Raw genomic sequence first — 18,388 nt, 5'->3', positions numbered from 1 at the left:
AAACAAATCACCAAGAGGCGCCACGCAGTCTTATCCGACGATAATCACATACTAAACGGAAGAAAAATTTCACCTCACAAAATAGCCAGACAAAAAATTGTCAAAACCGCTCCAACGCTTCCTACCCTTCTCTGAATCCTGCCCCCTGAATCCTGCAAATTTTATCCGTCATTTTTGCCAGAAACTATAACAAATGAACTATTTTTGCGATGTTTTGTGATTTAATCCTATTTCACACGACAGATGCAGTAAAAGCCACCCGTTTGGGATTCTTCAAAATAAGAGAAGATGGAAAGCAAAGAAGAGCAAGAGTTTATGGCGATGATACGGACTTATGAGCGGGTCATCTACAAAGTGTGCTACATGTACACTACTCCCAACACACCTCTTCACGACCTGTATCAGGAGGTCGTGCTGAACCTGTGGAAGGCTTTCGGAAAATTCAGACATGAATGCAAACCATCTACGTGGATATACCGCATCGCCCTGAATACTTGCATCAGTTTTATCCGAAAGGAAAAAAACATCCCTGAAATCATCACTCTGACCCAGGCTGCCGACCACATGGAAGAAACCGATGAGACTCAAGCCATGCTGCGACAACTGTACCGGATGATTAACCGGCTGGGACAGCTCGAAAAATCCATCATCCTGCTCTACCTGGATGAAAGGAGTTACGAAGAAATTTCAGAAATCACCGGGCTCACTGTAACCAATGTGGCTACCAAACTGAACCGCATCAAAGACAAATTGAGGAAAATGAACAAGGAGGACTAAACATGGAACTGAACGAACTGAAAAAGTCATGGAACGTGTTGGACAATCAGACGGACCAACATCCGCTGGTGAGCGAAGAAGAAATGAAGCGGCTGATTGCAGCCGGCAAAACGGATACCCGCCAGAAACTGGGACATCTCAACCTGTGGCAACGAACTTCCCTCTATGTAGGTATCGTGATGCTTTGCCTGATTATCCCCATCTGCTTATGGACACCCGACTGGATGGCAGACGGCGAAAACTCCCGGCAAAGAATTATCTGCCTATTGGCTTTTCTGGCCATCAGTGCAATAGCAGGATTGATATGGGACTGGAAAACATACCGGTGGCTTCAATCCATCCAGGTTGACCGGATGAGCGTGGTAGAAGTGAGCCGGCGTATGATAACTTTTCGCCGGTGCATGCGCAACGAAGTAATCGGAGCCTGCTTCTGGGTGGTGATATTCAATGCAATCAATTTCTGGGTCATGGGATACCACCAGGCACCACCAGCCACACAAGTGCTGGTCATCGCCCTGCTGGCGGCAGCCGATATACTCATCATTTACATATTATATAAAAAGGTTATGTTCAAATACATTAACGACATCCGCAAAAACATTGAAGAACTGAAAGATATATGCACCGAATAACCCTTCTACTCCTCCTGACCCTGCTCCTTCCGGACCTATACATCTATTTCGTGTATATAACCCGCAAAACCCGGAACTCCCTGTTGCGGTTGTCTTATTGGATACCTACGCTGCTGTTAGGCATCCTTTATGTCTACTATATGTATCTGACCGGTGACAATCCCATGTCGCACCATGCTCTGGGCATCGGCCGCCTGGCTATTGCCCTGATGCTGTTTGCCACCCCTAAAACGGTATTTATGCTCTGCTCACTGACAGGCAACCTGATGCATGCACTCATCAAGCCTTGTCCACGCCTCCCGTTCACCCTGTCCGGCATTATTCTGGGAGCCGTCTGCTTCGGCTGCATCGCTTACGGTTCGTTCATAGGAATCACACGCTTTGAAATAAAACAAGTAGAATATGCCTCACCCCGGCTTCCGGCAGGATTTGACGGCTATCGCATCGTCCAGTTGTCGGACATCCATATAGGCAGTTGGCAAGGACATCCCCAACCTATGCAGGAACTGGTCAGCCTGGTCAACGAACAACAAGCCGACCTTCTTGTTTTTACCGGAGACTTGGTAAACCAACAAAGCCATGAGTTAGACGGATTTCAGGATATATTGGGCCAACTCCATGCAAAAGACGGAGTTTATTCCATTTTAGGTAACCACGACTATGGGACCTACTATCATTGGAAAAGCGTTGAAGAAGAAAAAGCCAATCTGACATACCTTATCCGACAGCAAGAAACTATGGGATGGAAAATGCTCAATAACTCCCATGACATTATACGGCACCAAGGAGACAGCATAGCTCTCATTGGCGTAGAAAATGATGGTGAACCCCCTTTCTCACAATACGCCGACTTGCCTCAAGCCATGCAGGGAACAGGGGGCATGTTCAAACTATTGCTCAGCCACAATCCCACCCATTGGCGCCGGGAAGTACTTCCCTGCTCTGATATTGATTTGATGTTGGCTGGACATACCCATGCCATGCAAGGCATCTTCTTCGGGCACTCGCTCGCAGAACTGAAATATCCGGAATGGAAAGGCATGTACCAGGAAGGAGAACGTGCCCTGTATGTCAATATAGGCATTGGCTATGTAGGACTCCCCTTCCGTTTTGGTGCCTGGCCTGAGATTACAGTCATCACCCTGCGAAAGAAAACCGAATAAGCCATTTAACGGATTGGCAGAAGACGTGGCTTACAAACTCTCTGAAAAGAAGTTTAGGAAGGGCAATCAGATACCGGCATTTCATCCGTATTTCGCATTTTTATATTAACTTTGCCGCAAAAATACGAGCTCTTATGAAAATACTCTACCGAATCTACCAATTATGCATTGCCCTGCCCATCTTTCTGGTGCTGACCCTACTCACCGCCCTTACCACCATCGTCGGATCGCTGATAGGAGGTGCCCACGTATGGGGGTATTATCCCGGCAAAATATGGTCGCAACTGACCTGTTACCTCCTGTTATTGCCCGTCAAGGTGAACGGAAGAGAAAAACTGGATAAACATACCTCGTATGTATTTGCCCCCAACCACCAGGGCGCTTTCGATATCTTCCTAATCTACGGTTTTCTGGGACGCAACTTTAAATGGATGATGAAAAAAAGCTTGCGGAAGATACCTTTCGTGGGGAAAGCTTGTGAAAGCGCCGGACACATATTCGTAGACCGCACCAGCCCCAAAGGGATGCTTTCCACCATTCGCCAGGCAGAACGCTCGCTCACCAACGGCGTCTCGCTGGTAGTTTTCCCAGAAGGGTCACGTACCCAAGACGGTAGCCTTGGTTCTTTCAAGCGCGGAGCATTCCAGTTGGCCGACGACTTGCAACTGCCTGTAGTACCGGTCACCATCAACGGCTCGTTCGATGTACTGCCACGTTCAGCCAAATGGGTCCGCCGCCATCGGCTGGAACTGACTATCCACCAGCCTATCCCTCCACAAGGCAAAGGTCCTGAAAACGTCAAAGCCCTGATGACCGGAACGTATGAGGCCGTTGCCGGCGGACTAAAATAAACGCATACAATTATGATGAAGAATGAAAAAGAAATCCCCGTTCTGCTCCTGACCGGCTATCTGGGCAGCGGGAAAACTACACTGGTCAACCACATCCTTGCCAACGAACGCGGAATCAAGTTTGCAGTCATTGTCAATGACATTGGCGAAGTAAACATCGACGCCGACCTTATCCAACAAGGAGGTGTCGTAGGCAAGAAAGACGACAGCCTGGTAGCTTTGCAGAACGGATGTATCTGCTGCACATTGAAGGCAGACCTCATCCAACAGATATTCGAACTGATGAAAATGCAGCGTTTCGACTACATTGTTATCGAAGCCAGCGGCATTTGCGAACCCGAACCCATCGCCCAGACCATCTGTTCCATCCCCCGCTTGGGAGGAGCATACACCAAATACGGCACGTGCCGCCTGGACAGCATCGTTACGGTAGTGGATGCTCTTCGCCTGTCGGACGAGTTTGCCTGCGGAGATGCACTGACACGCCCGAACATTGATGAAGAAGATATTGAGAACCTCATTATCCAGCAGATAGAATTCTGTAACATCATCCTGCTCAATAAGATTTCAGAAGTAAATCCCGAAGAACGGGAACGGATCAAACGAATCATACATACCCTGCAACCCTCGGCGGAAATCATTGAATGCGATTATGCCAAGATTAATCTGGACAAAATCATCCACACACACTTATTCAACTTCGAACAAGTGGCTACTTCTGCCGGATGGGTGCGCGAAATAGAGCGCCAAGCCACCGCTGAAGAAGAACGTGAGGCTAAAGCACCTATCCATCACCATCATCACCACCAGGAAGAAGAGGAGCACCATCACCACCATGCGGAAGGAGGCGAGGTAGAAGAATATGGCATTGAAACTTTTGTCTATTACCGCCGACCAGCTTTTGACATTCACAAATTCGATTATTTCGTGGCAACCCAATGGCCGAAGAATGTTATCCGCACAAAAGGAGTATGCTACTTCAGTCACAATAAGGACATGTCTTTCCTTTTTGAACAAGCCGGACGACAAAAGCAAATTAAAGAAGCCGGGCTGTGGTATGCTACAGCGCCTGAAGAAGACTTGATTGAGCTGATGCGCCAAGAACCTGGGCTCTTACGCGATTGGGACGAGAAATATGGTGACCGCATGATAAAGCTGGTATTTATTGGCCAGCACTTGGACAAGAAAGCACTGACTAAGGCATTAGACGAGTGCCTTGAATAAGAGGCTACCTCTTAGACAAGCTAAGAGTCATGCAAGCCAACCAAAGAAAGCGGATGAAGCAAGTGTAACCCCATTGTACGTTACACACTTCATCCGCTTTTACGTTGTTTCTGAAAAAGATGAACCGGGCTTTCCTGTAGTCGTTAATGCGACTGTGCCGACATATTTTCCTGCAAGCGCTTATGCTCTTCTATCAATTTCATGTTTTCCTTGGCTTTCGAAAGATAGTCTTTCACCAAAGGATTGTCCTTAAATGACTGGGGAGCCGTACGCATAATATCCTCCACCTGTTCTGTCATCATAGGATAGGGCAACATGCTACACATCATCATAAAGACACTGGGACCCAACACATTCTCATAATTCTCGGCAATGAAGTCACGTATGTACTTATCCATTTCCTTCAGCTTCTCTTCACCCTGCCTTTTCAAATCATCGTGGATAGCATCAATATCGGCTCCATCCAGCACCATTCGCGCTTCTTTACGCTCCAAATCTTCAACGGCCCGCTCCAGGTTATTGCGCCGGTTTATAAAATCATAAAGCTTATCGTTCAGAGGAGTTCCTTCTGCCACAAAGTTTCCCGGCGTAATCGAAACTTTCACCTTTCCGTCTTCCAATACCAAAGGCATCAGGGCATCGTCATTCATATAAAGCGTAACCATACGTACCGAATCGGCAGGTCCCTTCATTTTAAAACATCCATGAATTACTTCTGCCGAATCTACCGGCACCCAGATTCCATCCTCAAGCATCTTCAGATAGAGCATCTTACCGTCCAAACTGATTATCGACGAGTTACCTTCCACCCGATACTTGCGGCTACACGAAGAAAAGAGCACGATCAACAGCAAAAAGGGCAACCCTATATGCATAACTATTTTATTCATACTTGAAACCACATTAAAATGAATTAGCCGAGACAAAGGTATTAATATTCCTTATAAACCAGATGGAAAGAAAGGTATTTTCAGGTGGTTTACGTATTTTTGCACAATCTTTTCCAAACGGGCCGACTTGTTCTCTCCGGTCAAATGAGGCGGTCGCCAACTTTGGAGAGGACAGTTTCAAGGTTCGGGCATGAAGCAGAACTATTAAGAAACAATATATAAAGCACTTAATTATAAACATTGTTTTTATACCAAGTCATTTATGAACGTAAAGAAGTATTTTGTGGCGGCCTTTGCCGCCTTGCTGACCTGCGCGGCCCAAGCCGACGAAGGCATGTGGCTGCTTCAATTGATGAAGCAACAGAATTCCATCGACATGATGAAGAAACAAGGACTGAAGCTGGAGGCAGACGACCTTTACAACCCCAACGGTGTGTCGCTGAAGGATGCAGTAGGTATCTTCGGCGGTGGATGCACAGGTGAAATTATTTCGCCCGAAGGCCTCATTCTTACCAACCACCACTGCGGATATGCTTCAATCCAACAGCACAGCAGTGTGGAGCATGACTATCTGACCGACGGATTCTGGGCCATGAGCCGTGCCGAGGAATTACCCACACCGGGATTGAAATTCCGTTTTGTACATCGCATCGTAGACATCACCGACCTGGTAAATGCCAAAGTAAAGGCTGGCGAAGTAGACGAATACACTGCCATGACCTCGCCCTTCCTCCACAAGATTGCCCAAGAAGAACTGGCCAAGAGCGACCTCAACGGCAAACCGGGCATCGTGGCACAGGCTCTGCCTTTCTATGCCGGCAACCAATTTTACCTTATATATTATAAGGTGTACAGCGACGTGCGCATGGTGGCTGCCCCGCCTTCGAGCATAGGCAAGTTTGGCGGTGAGACAGATAACTGGATGTGGCCCCGCCACACAGGCGACTTCTCCATCTTCCGCATCTATGCCGACAAGAACGGTGAGCCTGCCGACTACAGTGCCGACAATGTTCCTCTGAAGACGCCCAAATACCTTCCTATCTCCATCAAGGGACTGAACGAGGGCGACTATGCCATGATCATGGGATTCCCCGGCAGCACCGAACGCTATCTCACACAGAGCGAAGTGCGCCAGATGATGACTGCCCAAAACCAGGCCATGATTGACATGCGCACCGTCTATCTGGACGTATTGAAGAAGTTTATGGCAAAGGACGACAGAATCCGCATCCAATATGCCAACAAGTTTGCCGGAAGCAGCAACTACTGGAAAAACTCCATCGGCATGAACAAGGCTATCGTGGACAACGACGTGCTGGGTACTAAAGCCGAGCAAGAACGCCGCTTTGCCGAATTTGCCAAGGGTAAACCCGAATATGAAGGCGTAGTAGAAAAGATAGACGCCATTGTGGAGAAGGCTACTCCCATATTGCGCCGCCTCATGTACCTCAACGAGGGACTGAACCGTACCATTGAGTTCGGCTGCCCGCCCGCCGTTATGGACAAGATAAAGGAAGCATTGGAAACCAAGAACGACTCCCTGCTGGAGGTTGGCAAGAAGCAGCTGGAAGCTGCCTACGAAAATATCTACAACAAGGACTACTCCCCCATGGTGGACGAAGCCGTGGCCATAGCCATGCTACCCGCACTGACGCAGGCGCTGAAACCCGAAGAACTGCCCGACTTCCACTACATCATTGAGAAGGAATATAAAGGCAATGCCGAGACGTTCATCAAAGAGATGTTCAACAACTCTATCCTCTCCAGTCGCGAAAACCTCGACAGATTCCTGAAGAAACCCACTGTGAAAGCCATTGAGAATGACTTAGCCACCCTATACAGCCGCTCCAAGCTGGCCAAGCTGCAAGAAACCGCCCAGGAACTGGCGCAAGCCACAGAAGGACTCGAACTGTTGCACAAAGCCTACATCCGCGGACTGAACGAGATGAAGCTCCCCACCCCCTCTTATCCCGATGCCAACTTCACCATCCGTCTGACTTACGGCAACGTGAAGTCCTACGATCCTAAAGATGGCGTACACTATAAGTATTTCACAACTACCGATGGCATTTTGGAGAAAGAAGACCCCGAAAATCCGGAATTCGTAGTACCCGCCAAGCTGAAGGAACTGATTCAGAAGAAAGACTTCGGACGCTACGCCATGGCCGATGGCACCATGCCCGTCTGCTTTCTGACCACTAACGACATCACAGGCGGCAACTCCGGTAGCCCCGTCATCGACGGTGAAGGCAACCTCATCGGCTGTGCTTTCGACGGCAACTGGGAATCGTTGAGCGGTGACATCAACTTCGACAACAACCTGCAACGCTGCATTGCTCTCGACATCCGCTACATGCTCTTTATACTCGACAAGCTGGGCGGCTGCAAGCACCTGATTGACGAGATGACTATCATCGAATAAAAAACGGGCATTGAGCCTGCCATATCCAAGGCGCAGATGATGCGACACACCATCCGGACAAATCCCACCGGACATCCGGATGAAATCGCAGAATCTGCGCCTTGCTTTGTATAAAAAGCCGTCCGGCTTGCATTTCGTCGCCCTTATACAGACGAGGCTTGCTTCCAAGCTATAAAAAGCCCGCTTGCAAAGTATAAGAAAGCGGCTTGCAAGGTATAAGAAAGCAACGGCATCTGTTTCACAACAATTTTTCTTCCCTGTTCCTCTAAAAGTTTCATACAAAACCGTATCTTTGCCCTTAACTTCATTATTCATTCAACTATTGACATCTTATGAAACAATATCTACTGACTGCAGCACTGCTGGTTTCTTTCGTCACCGCACAGGCCGATGAAGGGATGTGGATGCTTACCGACCTCAAAAAGCAGAATGCTGCTGCCATGCAGGAATTAGGCCTTCTCATTCCTGTCGAATCAGTCTATAACCCCGACAGCATTTCTCTGAAAGACGCCGTAGTGCAGTTTGGAGGAGGATGCACAGGAGAGGTCATCTCGTCCGAAGGACTGGTGCTGACCAACCACCATTGCGGATACCCATACATACAGCAACACAGTAGCGTTGACCATGATTATCTGACCGATGGCTTTGTGGCACGCAACCGGAATGAGGAACTGCCCTGCCAAGGACTGAGCATCACTTTCATCGACCGTGTGATGGACATCACTTCCTTCGTAGAAGAACAACTGCAACACGACCCCGACCCGCAAGGCACCAATTACCTTTCGCCTAAATACCTTCAAGAAGTGGCCGAGCGTTTCGCCCTGACCGAAGGCATCGCTATCGGGCGCGGAGGGAGTCTTGAACTGAAGCCTTTCTACGGAGGCAACAAATACTACCTTTTCATCAAGAAAACCTATCGGGATATACGCATGGTGCTGGCTCCTCCCTCCAGCATCGGAAAGTTTGGCGCCGATACAGACAATTGGATGTGGCCCCGCCACACAGGCGATTTCAGTCTGTTCCGCATTTATGCCGCCCCCAATGGCGAACCTGCCGACTACTCTACTGCCAACATGCCCTTGCACGTGAAGCAGCACCTCCGAATCAGCCTTGAGGGATATACCGAAGGCGACTTCGCTTTTGTCATGGGATTTCCTGGACACAACTGGCGCTACATGATCAGCGATGAAGTTAAAGAACGTATGGAAACCACGAACTTTATGCGTATCCATGTGCGGGATGCCAGGCAGCAATTGCTGATGCAAGCAATGCAAGCCGACGATGCCACCCGCATACATTATGCTGCCGTCTATGCCCGAAGCGCCAACTATTGGAAAAACGCACTGGGCATGAACGAAGGGCTTGTGAAGCTGAATGTGCTTGATGCCAAACGCGCCCAGGAACAAGAACTGCTCCAATGGGAAGCAGCCCAGGGAGACACGGCTTGTGCCGCAGCCTACCGCACCATCGAGAGCATCGTAGCCCGCCGACGCCCTGCCCTCTATCATCAGCAAGCCATACAAGAGGCGTTTATCACAGGCATGGACTTCATGCGTATCCCTTCTACGACCGGATTGGCAACCGCATTGAAAAAGAAAGACGAGAAATACATCCGTCGCGCCACCGACAGTCTACGCATGGCAGCCGACCGCTACTTCCAAAGTGTACCATTCCCCGAGGTAGAACGTAAAGTGGCTAAAGAGATGATGCGTGTATATATGCGTTACATCCCTGCCGAACAACGCATCAGCATCTTCCAAATCATTGACAGGCGTTTCAAAGGAGACAGTGACAAGTTTATAGATGCCTGCCTTAAACATTCTATTTTCGGAAGTCGCGAAAATTTCAATGAGTTCATAGCCAAACCCACCTTGCGCAAGCTTGAAACAGACTGGATGGTTCTTTTCAAATATTCCATTACCGACGGATTGCTACAAACAGCCATTGCCATGATGGATGCCAACCTTAACTACAACCGCGCACATAAAGTATGGGTAAAAGGAATGCTGGACATGAAACGGTCGCAAGGACGCCCCATCTATCCCGATGCCAATCTTACGCTGCGTCTTACTTATGGACAGGTACTGCCCTACAGTCCCCAAGACGGCATAGAATATAAATACTATACGACCCTGAGCGGAGTGATGGAAAAGGAAGATCCGACAAATTTTGAATTTGTCGTACCCGACAAGCTAAAACAACTCTACCGCACAAAAGATTATGGACGTTATGCCATGCGCAACGGGGAAATGCCTGTATGCTTTATCATCAACACCGACCAAACAGGGGGAAATTCTGGCAGCCCGGTCTTCAACGCCCGAGGAGAACTGATAGGTACAGGATTCGACCGGAATGTGGAAGGATTGACGGGAGACATCGCTTTCCATCCCACGCTGCAACGAGCCTCTTGTGTGGACATCCGTTATACACTTTTCATTATTGAAAAATACGCAAATGCCCGACACATCATTGATGAGCTGGATATTGCAGAAGAGAAATAAAAAGAGATGAAACCATAAATAATAACTTACAAGACTATTTTTCAAACCCTAAAACAAAACGAAAATGGAAACATTTACAGAACTGATAAATTCCGGGAAACCCGTATTGGTAGACTTCTTCGCTACCTGGTGCGGTCCCTGTAAAGCCATGCATCCGGTATTGGAAAACCTGAAAGCAGAGATTGGTGACACGGCACGAATCGTAAAGATTGACGTAGACCAAAAACAATCACTCGCCACAGAATACGGCATACAGGCTGTGCCTACATTCATCATCTTTAAAGGAGGGAAAATAGTATGGCGGCATTCGGGAATGATAAGCAAAAATGAATTGAAACAACAACTCCTCACAAGCGAAAACATATAACCGTAAAAGAATAGTAGCATTATGAAAAGACATATCATCATATTCATACTTACGCTTTTTACAGCGGGACTGTCAGCCCAAGAAGTAATGACCTTGAACCGGCAGCAGTTTCTGGACAAAGTATGTGACTATACCCAAGAAGAGGAATGGAAATACAAAGGCGAACTGCCTGCCATCATCGACTTGTATGCTGACTGGTGCGGTCCTTGCCGGCGCATGGCTCCGATTATGCAAGAATTGGCCAAAGAATATGCCGGGCGTATCGTCATTTACAAAATCAACGTTGACCAAGAAAAGGAACTGGCTGCCCTATTCCAAGCTTCCAGCATCCCGCTCTTTGTCCTTATTCCCAGCAAGGGACTGCCCCAGCTTATCAGTGGAGCAGCCGACAAAGAAGTGTTCAAGCAAGCTATTGAAGAGTTTCTATTGAAATAGGCACATCCATCCACCTCTCTCCGTGCAACTCTGCTACAGTATGGAACCCGGCTTCCTGCAAGGCACGGAGAGCTTCTAAACGCCCGTAATTGATACGCTCCGGATAATGCGCATCGCTATTTACAACTACCCGCGCCCCCAATTCGTGCAAGAAAGGAAAATAACTGATACCCGGATAGAAGACCTTCAGATCTTGCCATGCCTTTGTATTTACTTCTATCAGATACCCCCGATGCACAGCGTTTGCCAGATGCATACGGACTAAGGAAACATACCAATCTTCGGAAGTGACGTGCGGACAATAGCACTCGGCGTTGTAATGCACCTTATCCGCATGTCCCAGAATATCGAACCCTCCCAATTGAAGCATACGCTCTGAGCGGTCGAAATATTGCCGCACAGCATTCTCCAGATTGCCATGAAAATGCTTCTCCACCATTTGTGCAAAACGCTCGGGAGAAAGGTCCGCATCCACAACCTCTCCCTTTGCATTCTGGAGCAAGTGGACGGAACCGATACGATAATCCAAGGGCAAATCCTGGAAACGAGCCGCAGCAGGATGGCTTTCTTCGTTCAGGTAATCAATCTCAAGCCCAACATAAAGCTCCAAACGTCCTTCATATTGGCTCTTGAGACGGGAAAATTCATTGAGGTAATCATCCATCCGGTCCCACTCCATAGTCCAGGCTGTAGGAAAAGGCAAAGGAGCATGGGAACTGTACCCGTAAGCAGTAAATCCTTTGGAAATTGCAAAACGGGCAAAAGAAGCCATATCGGCACGCCCGTCACAATAAAGGCAATGACTATGATAATTGGTCAAATTCATGATTCTTCTATTTCACTAAGTTCCAACCAACGATTGGTTTTACTATCAATTTCTTCAGTCAGAATAGGCAAACGCTTCGACTTCTCAGTTAACTCTTCCACAGAAAGGGCACCCGTACACAGAGCTTGCTCCAACTGCGTTTTTTCTTCTTCCAGAGCAGCGATTTCCAACTCCAGTTGTTCCAATTCCTTACGTTCCTTAAAAGTAAGACGCCTTTTTCCCTCGGGTTTCGTACGTGTCGAACGACGTTCCTGCGGCTTTGCCGTTTTTTTCTCCAACTCCTTCTCGTGCTGAGCATGCAAATCTTTCCACTCGCGATATTGGGTGTAATTGCCCGGGAAGTCACGTATGTCTCCTTGTCCGTTGAATACCAGTAAATGATCTACGACCTTATCCATAAAATAACGGTCATGGCTCACTACAATCAGACATCCTTTAAAGCTACGCAAATATTCCTCAAGCACATTCAGCGTTACTATATCCAAATCATTCGTAGGTTCGTCCAATACCAGGAAGTTAGGATTCCGCATCAGCACCGTGCAAAGATAAAGCCGTCGCCGTTCACCGCCACTCAGTTTATAGACATAACTATGTTGGGTTTCTGGCGTGAACAAGAAATGCTGAAGGAATTGCGAAGCCGTAAGCCGTTGCCCATTCCCCAATTCGATAACCTCGGCTATGTCCTGAACGACATCAATGACTTTCATCTGCTCGTTAAAGTTCAGTCCCTCTTGCGAATAATAACCGAAACGAACAGTTTCACCTATATCAAGCATGCCACGGTCGGGTTTCACTTGCCCCATCAGTATTTTTATGAAAGTAGACTTCCCCGTACCGTTGTTGCCTATGATACCCATCTTCTCATAACGGGCAAAGATGTAAGAAAAGTCTTCCAGAATCTTAACGTCGCCAAAAGATTTATAGAGGTGGTCTGCTTCAAAGATTTTATTTCCAATATAAGAAGCCTTGACCTCCAGCTTAACCTCTGCGTTGTAAAAACGCTGTTTGGCTACTTTCTCAAGTTCATAGAAAGCTTCTTCACGGTAACGCGCCTTGTGTCCGCGTGCCTGGGGCATACGCCTCATCCATTCCAACTCAGTGCGGTATAGATTATTGGCCCGCTCGATCTCTGCCGTTTTGGCCTCCATGCGTTCCTGACGCTTCTCCAAATAGTAGCTATAGTTTCCTTTATATGAATAAAGACAGCGATGATCGATTTCAATAATCTCAGAGCAGACACGGTCCAGGAAATAACGGTCGTGCGTAACCATAAGCAACGTGAGGTTGGTACGACGCAAATAACCTTCCAGCCACTCCGTCATATCCAGATCCAAGTGGTTGGTGGGCTCATCCAGAATCAGGAGTTCAGGTTCTGTAATAAGTATATTGGCCAAGGCGACCCGCTTCAGCTGACCGCCCGAAAGATGCTTTACCTTCTGATTAAAATCCCTGATTTTAAGCTGAGAGAGAATTTGCTTGGCTTGCCGCTCATAATCCCAGGCTTTCTCCTGATCCATACGGGCAAGAAGTTCGTCCAGTCCGGGATGTCCTTCCGTCTCCAGACAGCGTTCATAGTCACGTATGAGAGCCACGACAGAGTTCCCATGATGGAAACAGGCTTCGAGCACCGTAAGTTCCTCCGGATAACGCGGATCTTGTTCTAAATACCCCACACGCAGGTCACGGCGGAAAGAGATGTTGCCCGCATCATACCCTTCTTTACCGGAAAGGATATTGAGCAGAGTAGATTTCCCGCTTCCATTCTTTGCTATAAGTCCCACTCGTTGTCCCTCGGCCAATCCGAAAGATATATTTTCAAAAAGTATCAGGTCGCCAAAAGACTTAGTCAGATTTTCTACCTGTAGAATAGGAGTCATGAGTTTCTCGTTTTTTTTAAGTAGTATTTACAAATTCTTCAAAGCCTGTGCATACGCTTCCTGGAGGTGACAGCCATCTCCGGCCTTCACACGGCTCCACACCAACTTCATCGGGTCAATGACTAGTTCTGTACATGTCTGCAACAACACGGGGACTTCCCGGTTTCCATCAATAAGGGTTCTCCACTCCAATCCGTCGACTTCATTGGCCAGAATGACACAAAGCACTATGCCCAAATCAATCCACACTTCCCGTTTCCGGACGTTGAAAGAACACTGATTCACCAGCTGTTGCATCCGACTAATATCCTCCTCCAGACCTTGAAAATCGACTTTAAGCACATCTTTAATTTTACGCTCCACCCACTCATAGGCCGCATCAATCTGATAGATTTCAGAAAGGCGCACAGGAATAAGTTCAGGAGGATACTTCGTACCGCAATGACGCACTTCGAGAGAAGAAATGACCCGAGCGGCCGCCTCAGGAGGAGTTCCCCGGGCAACGGTAAAGGAACATTCAAAACCTATGTCATCTATGCCCGTCACCCAAAAATGCGTTACATAATCAACACCTCCCTCGGCAAATTCTTCCTGGCTGTAAGCACAATTCAGTTCTCCCACTTGCAAAGCTACTGCCTGAGCATTGTCCCGAAGTTCCTGATGTATGAAGTCACGTCCATAACCAGGTCCACCACGAAAAGCCGAAATCCGGAAATTGCCCGACCACTCATTGGGATCATAAAAGAGAAAAGAACCCTCACCATCCTCAAACTCACTCCAGGCAGCAGGATAATACATAGAGAACCATGCCCCGGGTGATATAAATTTCTTATCTTGTGCCATAATCTCAATCAGTAAATCTTATCTACCTTGCAAAGATACATTTTTTAGCCGGAATGCCAAACAATCGGGCAAAGAGAGTCCGTTTTTAACCCCTTCAAGTATTTTCTCTCCAACCTCCGCTGCTTCAAACTGAATAATGCACTTCTCGTGCTTTGTAAGCAGGCATCCGGCATGAAAGGCAAACGCCTGATAGTCTACCCATATTATCCGCATAGTAAACAATAAAGGATTTCATTCTTTTTATGTACGACACTCGTACACAGCACACAGAACAGCCTTTCTGACAAGCTCTTTATGGGAAACTGCCAAGCAATAAGCAGCCAACTTCCAAACGATAAGCAGCAGACTTGTTATATATATGAAATAGCACATTGATTATCAACAGCATGACACCTTATCCAATCATCCATCCCCAAGTATAAACCACTTCAACATATTGAGTGGCCATTTACAACAAACTGACAGGCGATAAAAACAACCACAGCCCAAGCCGCATCATATTGTCAAACCATTTGATGCCTAAGTCCACCATTGTTTTGTGGATATAAAAAAGGCCATCTCAATTTTTATTTTGAGACAGCCTCTTTTTGCAAATGTTTCTAAAGTTGTCGGAAATCGATATTTCCTACTCAACCTAAGTAAGATTTGAGCAATTTGCTACGATTACTTTGTCTTAATCGTCTGATAGCTTTTTCTTTAATCTGGCGAACACGTTCACGGGTCAGACCGAATTTGTCGCCGATTTCTTCCAGGGTCATTTCCTGCTGTCCGATACCGAAAAACATCTGAATGATTTCTTTTTCGCGATCGGTTAACGTAGAAAGAGCTCTATCAATTTCCCTCGCAAGAGACTCGTTCACCAACGAGCGGTCAGCCATGGGAGAGTCATCATTGACCAGCACATCAAGCAGGCTGTTGTCTTCTCCTTCCACAAAAGGAGCATCCACCGAAATGTGACGGCCGGAAACCTTCAGTGTGTCGGAGATTTTGTCAACGGGAATGTCCAGCTCATCAGCCAACTCTTCGGGCGACGGACGACGCTCGTTTTCTTGCTCGAACTTAGAGAAGGCTTTGCTGATTTTATTCAGTGAACCCACCTGATTCAACGGCAAACGAACGATACGCGACTGTTCGGCCAGAGCTTGCAGAATGGACTGGCGTATCCACCACACAGCATAACTGATAAACTTGAATCCACGTGTCTCATCAAACTTCTCAGCAGCCTTAATCAGTCCCAGATTGCCTTCGTTAATCAAGTCTGGTAAACTCAATCCCTGATTCTGATACTGCTTGGCCACAGAAACAACGAAACGAAGATTGGCACGTGTCAGTTTCTCCAATGCTGCACGGTCACCCTTACGGATGCGTTGAGCGAGCTCCACCTCTTCCTCTACAGTAATCAAGTCTTCACGACCGATTTCCTGCAAATACTTGTCAAGTGACGCGCTCTCTCTGTTAGTGATACTTTTGGTAATTTTTAATTGTCTCATTCTTCAAAACATATTTGGGGTACAAATTTACGACAAATTATCGGATTCCAAGCAATCTGACATAACTTTTCATTTTCCTATAACAAAAAAGGTGCCGACTTGGTTCATGTCAGCACCTTTTTACTCAGCTTCTGTTAAAGAAAGCTACAATCAACCTTTTTACCTATACTTATTTACCTAAATCTTATTCCTCTTGCAAATCAATGGGATAATATCCACGCTTACCGGAAGGGAACATGCCTGTGACGAACATTACCTGCTCCGGCGACTGCGTAGCTTCCTTCAAAGCACTTTCCAGATCATCAACAGTCTTTACGCTTTGTCCGTTGGCTTTCAGGATTATGAAGCCCTTGCGGATGCCCGCATCTTTCATCTTGCCCGGACCTACAGCCGTTACTTCCAAACCATAGCCCAGATTGAGCTGGCGTTTCAGTTCATCGCTGACAGGTTTGAAAGCTGCACCCAGAATCTCCATGCCACGGTCTTTTACTACCTTCGTGTTCCCCTGCGAATTTTTCAGCGTAATGGTTACCTCTTTCTCTTTCTTGTCGCGAATAATCGTAGCCTTCACCTTGTCGCCCGGACGATGATTAGCCAGAATCTCCTGCAAGTCTGTGAATTTGTGTATTTTCTTTCCATCCAGTTCAGTGATGACATCATTCTTCTGCAAGATGCCTGCAGCCGAGCCGCTGTCCAAGACCTCATTCACATAGACACCTTCCTTGACACCCAGCTCATCCGCCAGTTTCTTCCGTGCATTAATCAAATCCTCACTCATCTGCAAATCTGTGGTAAGATCTCCTCCCTTGATGCCCAGAAGTGCACGCTGAACGACACCGTACTGTTTCAGGTCTGCCACCACTTTCTTCATGATACTGGTAGGAATGGCAAAACCATATCCCGAATAAGTGCCTGTCGGAGAATAAAGCATGGCATTGATGCCCACCAATTCACCCCGTGCATTAACCAGCGCACCGCCACTGTTTCCTGCGTTGATAGCTGCATCTGTCTGAATGAAAGACTGGATAGTAGCAGCATTCCCATTGGCAGCCGACGTACCGATGTCACGAGCTTTGGCACTGACAATACCAGCTGTCACAGTAGAACTCAAGCTGAAGGGATTACCCACAGCCAATACCCATTCACCAACTTTCAATGCATCAGAATCTCCGACTGGGATAGTGGGAAAATCATCCCCTTCAATTTTCAGCAGGGCAAGATCCGTATCCGGGTCGGTACCGATGATACGTCCTTTCATTTCACGGCCGTCATTCAATTCCACAGTTATTTCATCAGCATCTTCTACCACGTGGTTATTGGTCACGATATAACCGTCTTTCGAAATGATGACGCCCGAACCGTATCCGACTTTCGGTTGTGTCTTGATTTGACGTTCTTGTCCTTGCGGATTACCAAAAAAGAAGTCAAAGATATCTGGTTGCATACGCACAGTTTCCGTACGTCCCAACTGAGTGGAACGGATATGCACGACAGCATGAACCGACGACTCGGCAGCCTGAGTCAAGTCGACAGGCTGTGCATTTACACTGCCCAGACCTGCCAAACGAAGATTATCCGGATTTTGCTGGAAAAGTTCGCTGAATGAAGCAGAGGCTTCCCTTTCCTTACTCAGCAGTTTGTAGGCCGAAGCACCTCCCACGCCTGCACTGACCAGGACGATGGCACCTACTATTGCTACATTTTTCATTGTCTGTTTCATAATCCATTATTCGTTTAAATGTTAATATTCGGGTTTCTTTTAAGATTTCGACGTTAAAATAAGAACAAAAAACATTCACTTATTCCCTCTGTCACTCTTTTTTGTTCTCTTTTAACAGAGGCTGACAGGGGCTTAACGGCGGTTAACGGCAAAGAGTGACAAATTTGCATTTCTATAGGATAGGGAAATGTTAAATCTGACAAGAACAGAAATAGAGAAAAAGCCCTGACAAGTGTGCAGGTTTTGCAACAAGACAATCGCTATAAAGACGAACGCGATGTATAGTTTTAAACCATAAACGCAGTCCTTGTATCTCCTAAGGCATTCTCCTATGCCTTAGGTATTTGCCAATAGACACGCCGATACTATC

The 18,388-nt window shown here is 47.2% G+C and carries 16 protein-coding genes; 9 read left to right on the top strand and 7 right to left on the bottom strand.

Annotated elements, in window-relative coordinates; translation table 11 throughout:
• Positions 1-288 precede the first annotated feature (288 nt).
• From B5F34_RS04425 to B5F34_RS04405, 5 genes are all read left to right on the top strand, one after another.
• Complete coding sequence (locus B5F34_RS04425) at positions 289-777, top strand: sigma-70 family RNA polymerase sigma factor (protein WP_087335479.1); 489 nt, start codon at positions 289-291, stop codon at positions 775-777.
• A 2-nt stretch (positions 778-779) separates the two neighbouring features.
• The gene (locus B5F34_RS04420; RefSeq protein WP_087335477.1) at positions 780-1,409 is read left to right on the top strand and encodes a hypothetical protein; all 630 of its coding nucleotides are present in this window, start codon (positions 780-782) and stop codon (positions 1,407-1,409) included.
• Positions 1,397-2,572, top strand: a complete 1,176-nt coding sequence (locus B5F34_RS04415; RefSeq protein ID WP_087335475.1) for a metallophosphoesterase — start codon at positions 1,397-1,399, stop codon at positions 2,570-2,572. Before B5F34_RS04420 ends, B5F34_RS04415 begins: the two co-directional genes overlap by 13 nt.
• Before the next feature lie 134 nt (positions 2,573-2,706).
• Complete coding sequence (locus tag B5F34_RS04410; RefSeq protein ID WP_087335473.1) at positions 2,707-3,423, top strand: lysophospholipid acyltransferase family protein; 717 nt, start codon at positions 2,707-2,709, stop codon at positions 3,421-3,423.
• Positions 3,424-3,435: 12 nt separating this feature from the next.
• Positions 3,436-4,647 carry a GTP-binding protein gene (locus B5F34_RS04405; protein WP_087335471.1) on the top strand — a complete coding sequence of 404 codons (1,212 nt, stop codon included), beginning with the start codon at positions 3,436-3,438 and terminating at the stop codon, positions 4,645-4,647.
• 143 nt (positions 4,648-4,790) lie between these two features.
• Here the strand turns inward: B5F34_RS04405 and B5F34_RS04400 are convergent, their stop codons facing one another.
• Positions 4,791-5,537, bottom strand: coding sequence for a DUF4369 domain-containing protein (locus tag B5F34_RS04400; protein WP_087335469.1), 747 nt, complete (start codon positions 5,535-5,537; stop codon positions 4,791-4,793).
• A gap of 262 nt (positions 5,538-5,799) precedes the next feature.
• On the opposite strand from B5F34_RS04400, the gene B5F34_RS04395 reads away from it, so the two are divergent.
• On the top strand, positions 5,800-7,959 hold the full coding sequence (locus B5F34_RS04395) for a S46 family peptidase (protein ID WP_087335467.1): 2,160 nt from the start codon (positions 5,800-5,802) through the stop codon (positions 7,957-7,959).
• 143 nt (positions 7,960-8,102) lie between these two features.
• Here the strand turns inward: B5F34_RS04395 and B5F34_RS18045 are convergent, their stop codons facing one another.
• Positions 8,103-8,237, bottom strand: coding sequence for a hypothetical protein (locus B5F34_RS18045; RefSeq protein WP_255376947.1), 135 nt, complete (start codon positions 8,235-8,237; stop codon positions 8,103-8,105).
• 54 nt (positions 8,238-8,291) lie between these two features.
• Between B5F34_RS18045 and B5F34_RS04390 the strand changes: the two genes are divergently transcribed.
• The 3 genes from B5F34_RS04390 (at position 8,292) to B5F34_RS04380 (ending at position 11,262) form a co-directional block, all read left to right on the top strand.
• Positions 8,292-10,460, top strand: coding sequence for a S46 family peptidase (locus B5F34_RS04390; RefSeq protein ID WP_087335465.1), 2,169 nt, complete (start codon positions 8,292-8,294; stop codon positions 10,458-10,460).
• Positions 10,461-10,524: 64 nt separating this feature from the next.
• Complete coding sequence (trxA, locus tag B5F34_RS04385; protein ID WP_087335463.1) at positions 10,525-10,827, top strand: thioredoxin; 303 nt, start codon at positions 10,525-10,527, stop codon at positions 10,825-10,827.
• A gap of 21 nt (positions 10,828-10,848) precedes the next feature.
• The gene (locus B5F34_RS04380; RefSeq protein ID WP_087335461.1) at positions 10,849-11,262 is read left to right on the top strand and encodes a thioredoxin domain-containing protein; all 414 of its coding nucleotides are present in this window, start codon (positions 10,849-10,851) and stop codon (positions 11,260-11,262) included.
• Here the strand turns inward: B5F34_RS04380 and B5F34_RS04375 are convergent.
• The 5 genes from B5F34_RS04375 to B5F34_RS04350 form a co-directional block, all read right to left on the bottom strand.
• Positions 11,237-12,088 (bottom strand): histidinol-phosphatase, encoded by an 852-nt coding sequence (locus B5F34_RS04375; RefSeq protein WP_087335459.1) that lies wholly within the window; start codon positions 12,086-12,088, stop codon positions 11,237-11,239. The genes B5F34_RS04380 and B5F34_RS04375 overlap by 26 nt on opposite strands.
• Positions 12,085-13,965 carry an ABC-F family ATP-binding cassette domain-containing protein gene (locus B5F34_RS04370; RefSeq protein ID WP_087335456.1) on the bottom strand — a complete coding sequence of 627 codons (1,881 nt, stop codon included), beginning with the start codon at positions 13,963-13,965 and terminating at the stop codon, positions 12,085-12,087. Before B5F34_RS04370 ends, B5F34_RS04375 begins: the two co-directional genes overlap by 4 nt.
• 27 nt (positions 13,966-13,992) lie before the next feature.
• Positions 13,993-14,808: a DUF3805 domain-containing protein gene (locus B5F34_RS04365; RefSeq protein WP_087335452.1), complete on the bottom strand. Its 816-nt coding sequence runs from the start codon at positions 14,806-14,808 to the stop codon at positions 13,993-13,995.
• 629 nt (positions 14,809-15,437) lie between these two features.
• Positions 15,438-16,298, bottom strand: coding sequence for an RNA polymerase sigma factor RpoD/SigA (locus tag B5F34_RS04355; RefSeq protein WP_087335448.1), 861 nt, complete (start codon positions 16,296-16,298; stop codon positions 15,438-15,440).
• Between the two features lie 184 nt (positions 16,299-16,482).
• Positions 16,483-18,018 (bottom strand): trypsin-like peptidase domain-containing protein, encoded by a 1,536-nt coding sequence (locus tag B5F34_RS04350; protein WP_087335446.1) that lies wholly within the window; start codon positions 18,016-18,018, stop codon positions 16,483-16,485.
• Between the last annotated feature and the right edge of the window lie 370 nt (positions 18,019-18,388).

Origin of the sequence: Mediterranea sp. An20 (assembly GCF_002160055.1) — a bacterium.
GTDB classification, from domain to species: domain Bacteria; phylum Bacteroidota; class Bacteroidia; order Bacteroidales; family Bacteroidaceae; genus Bacteroides; species Bacteroides avicola.
Note: the sequence above shows the minus strand (reverse complement) of the source record. Positions and strands in the feature narration are given on the sequence as shown.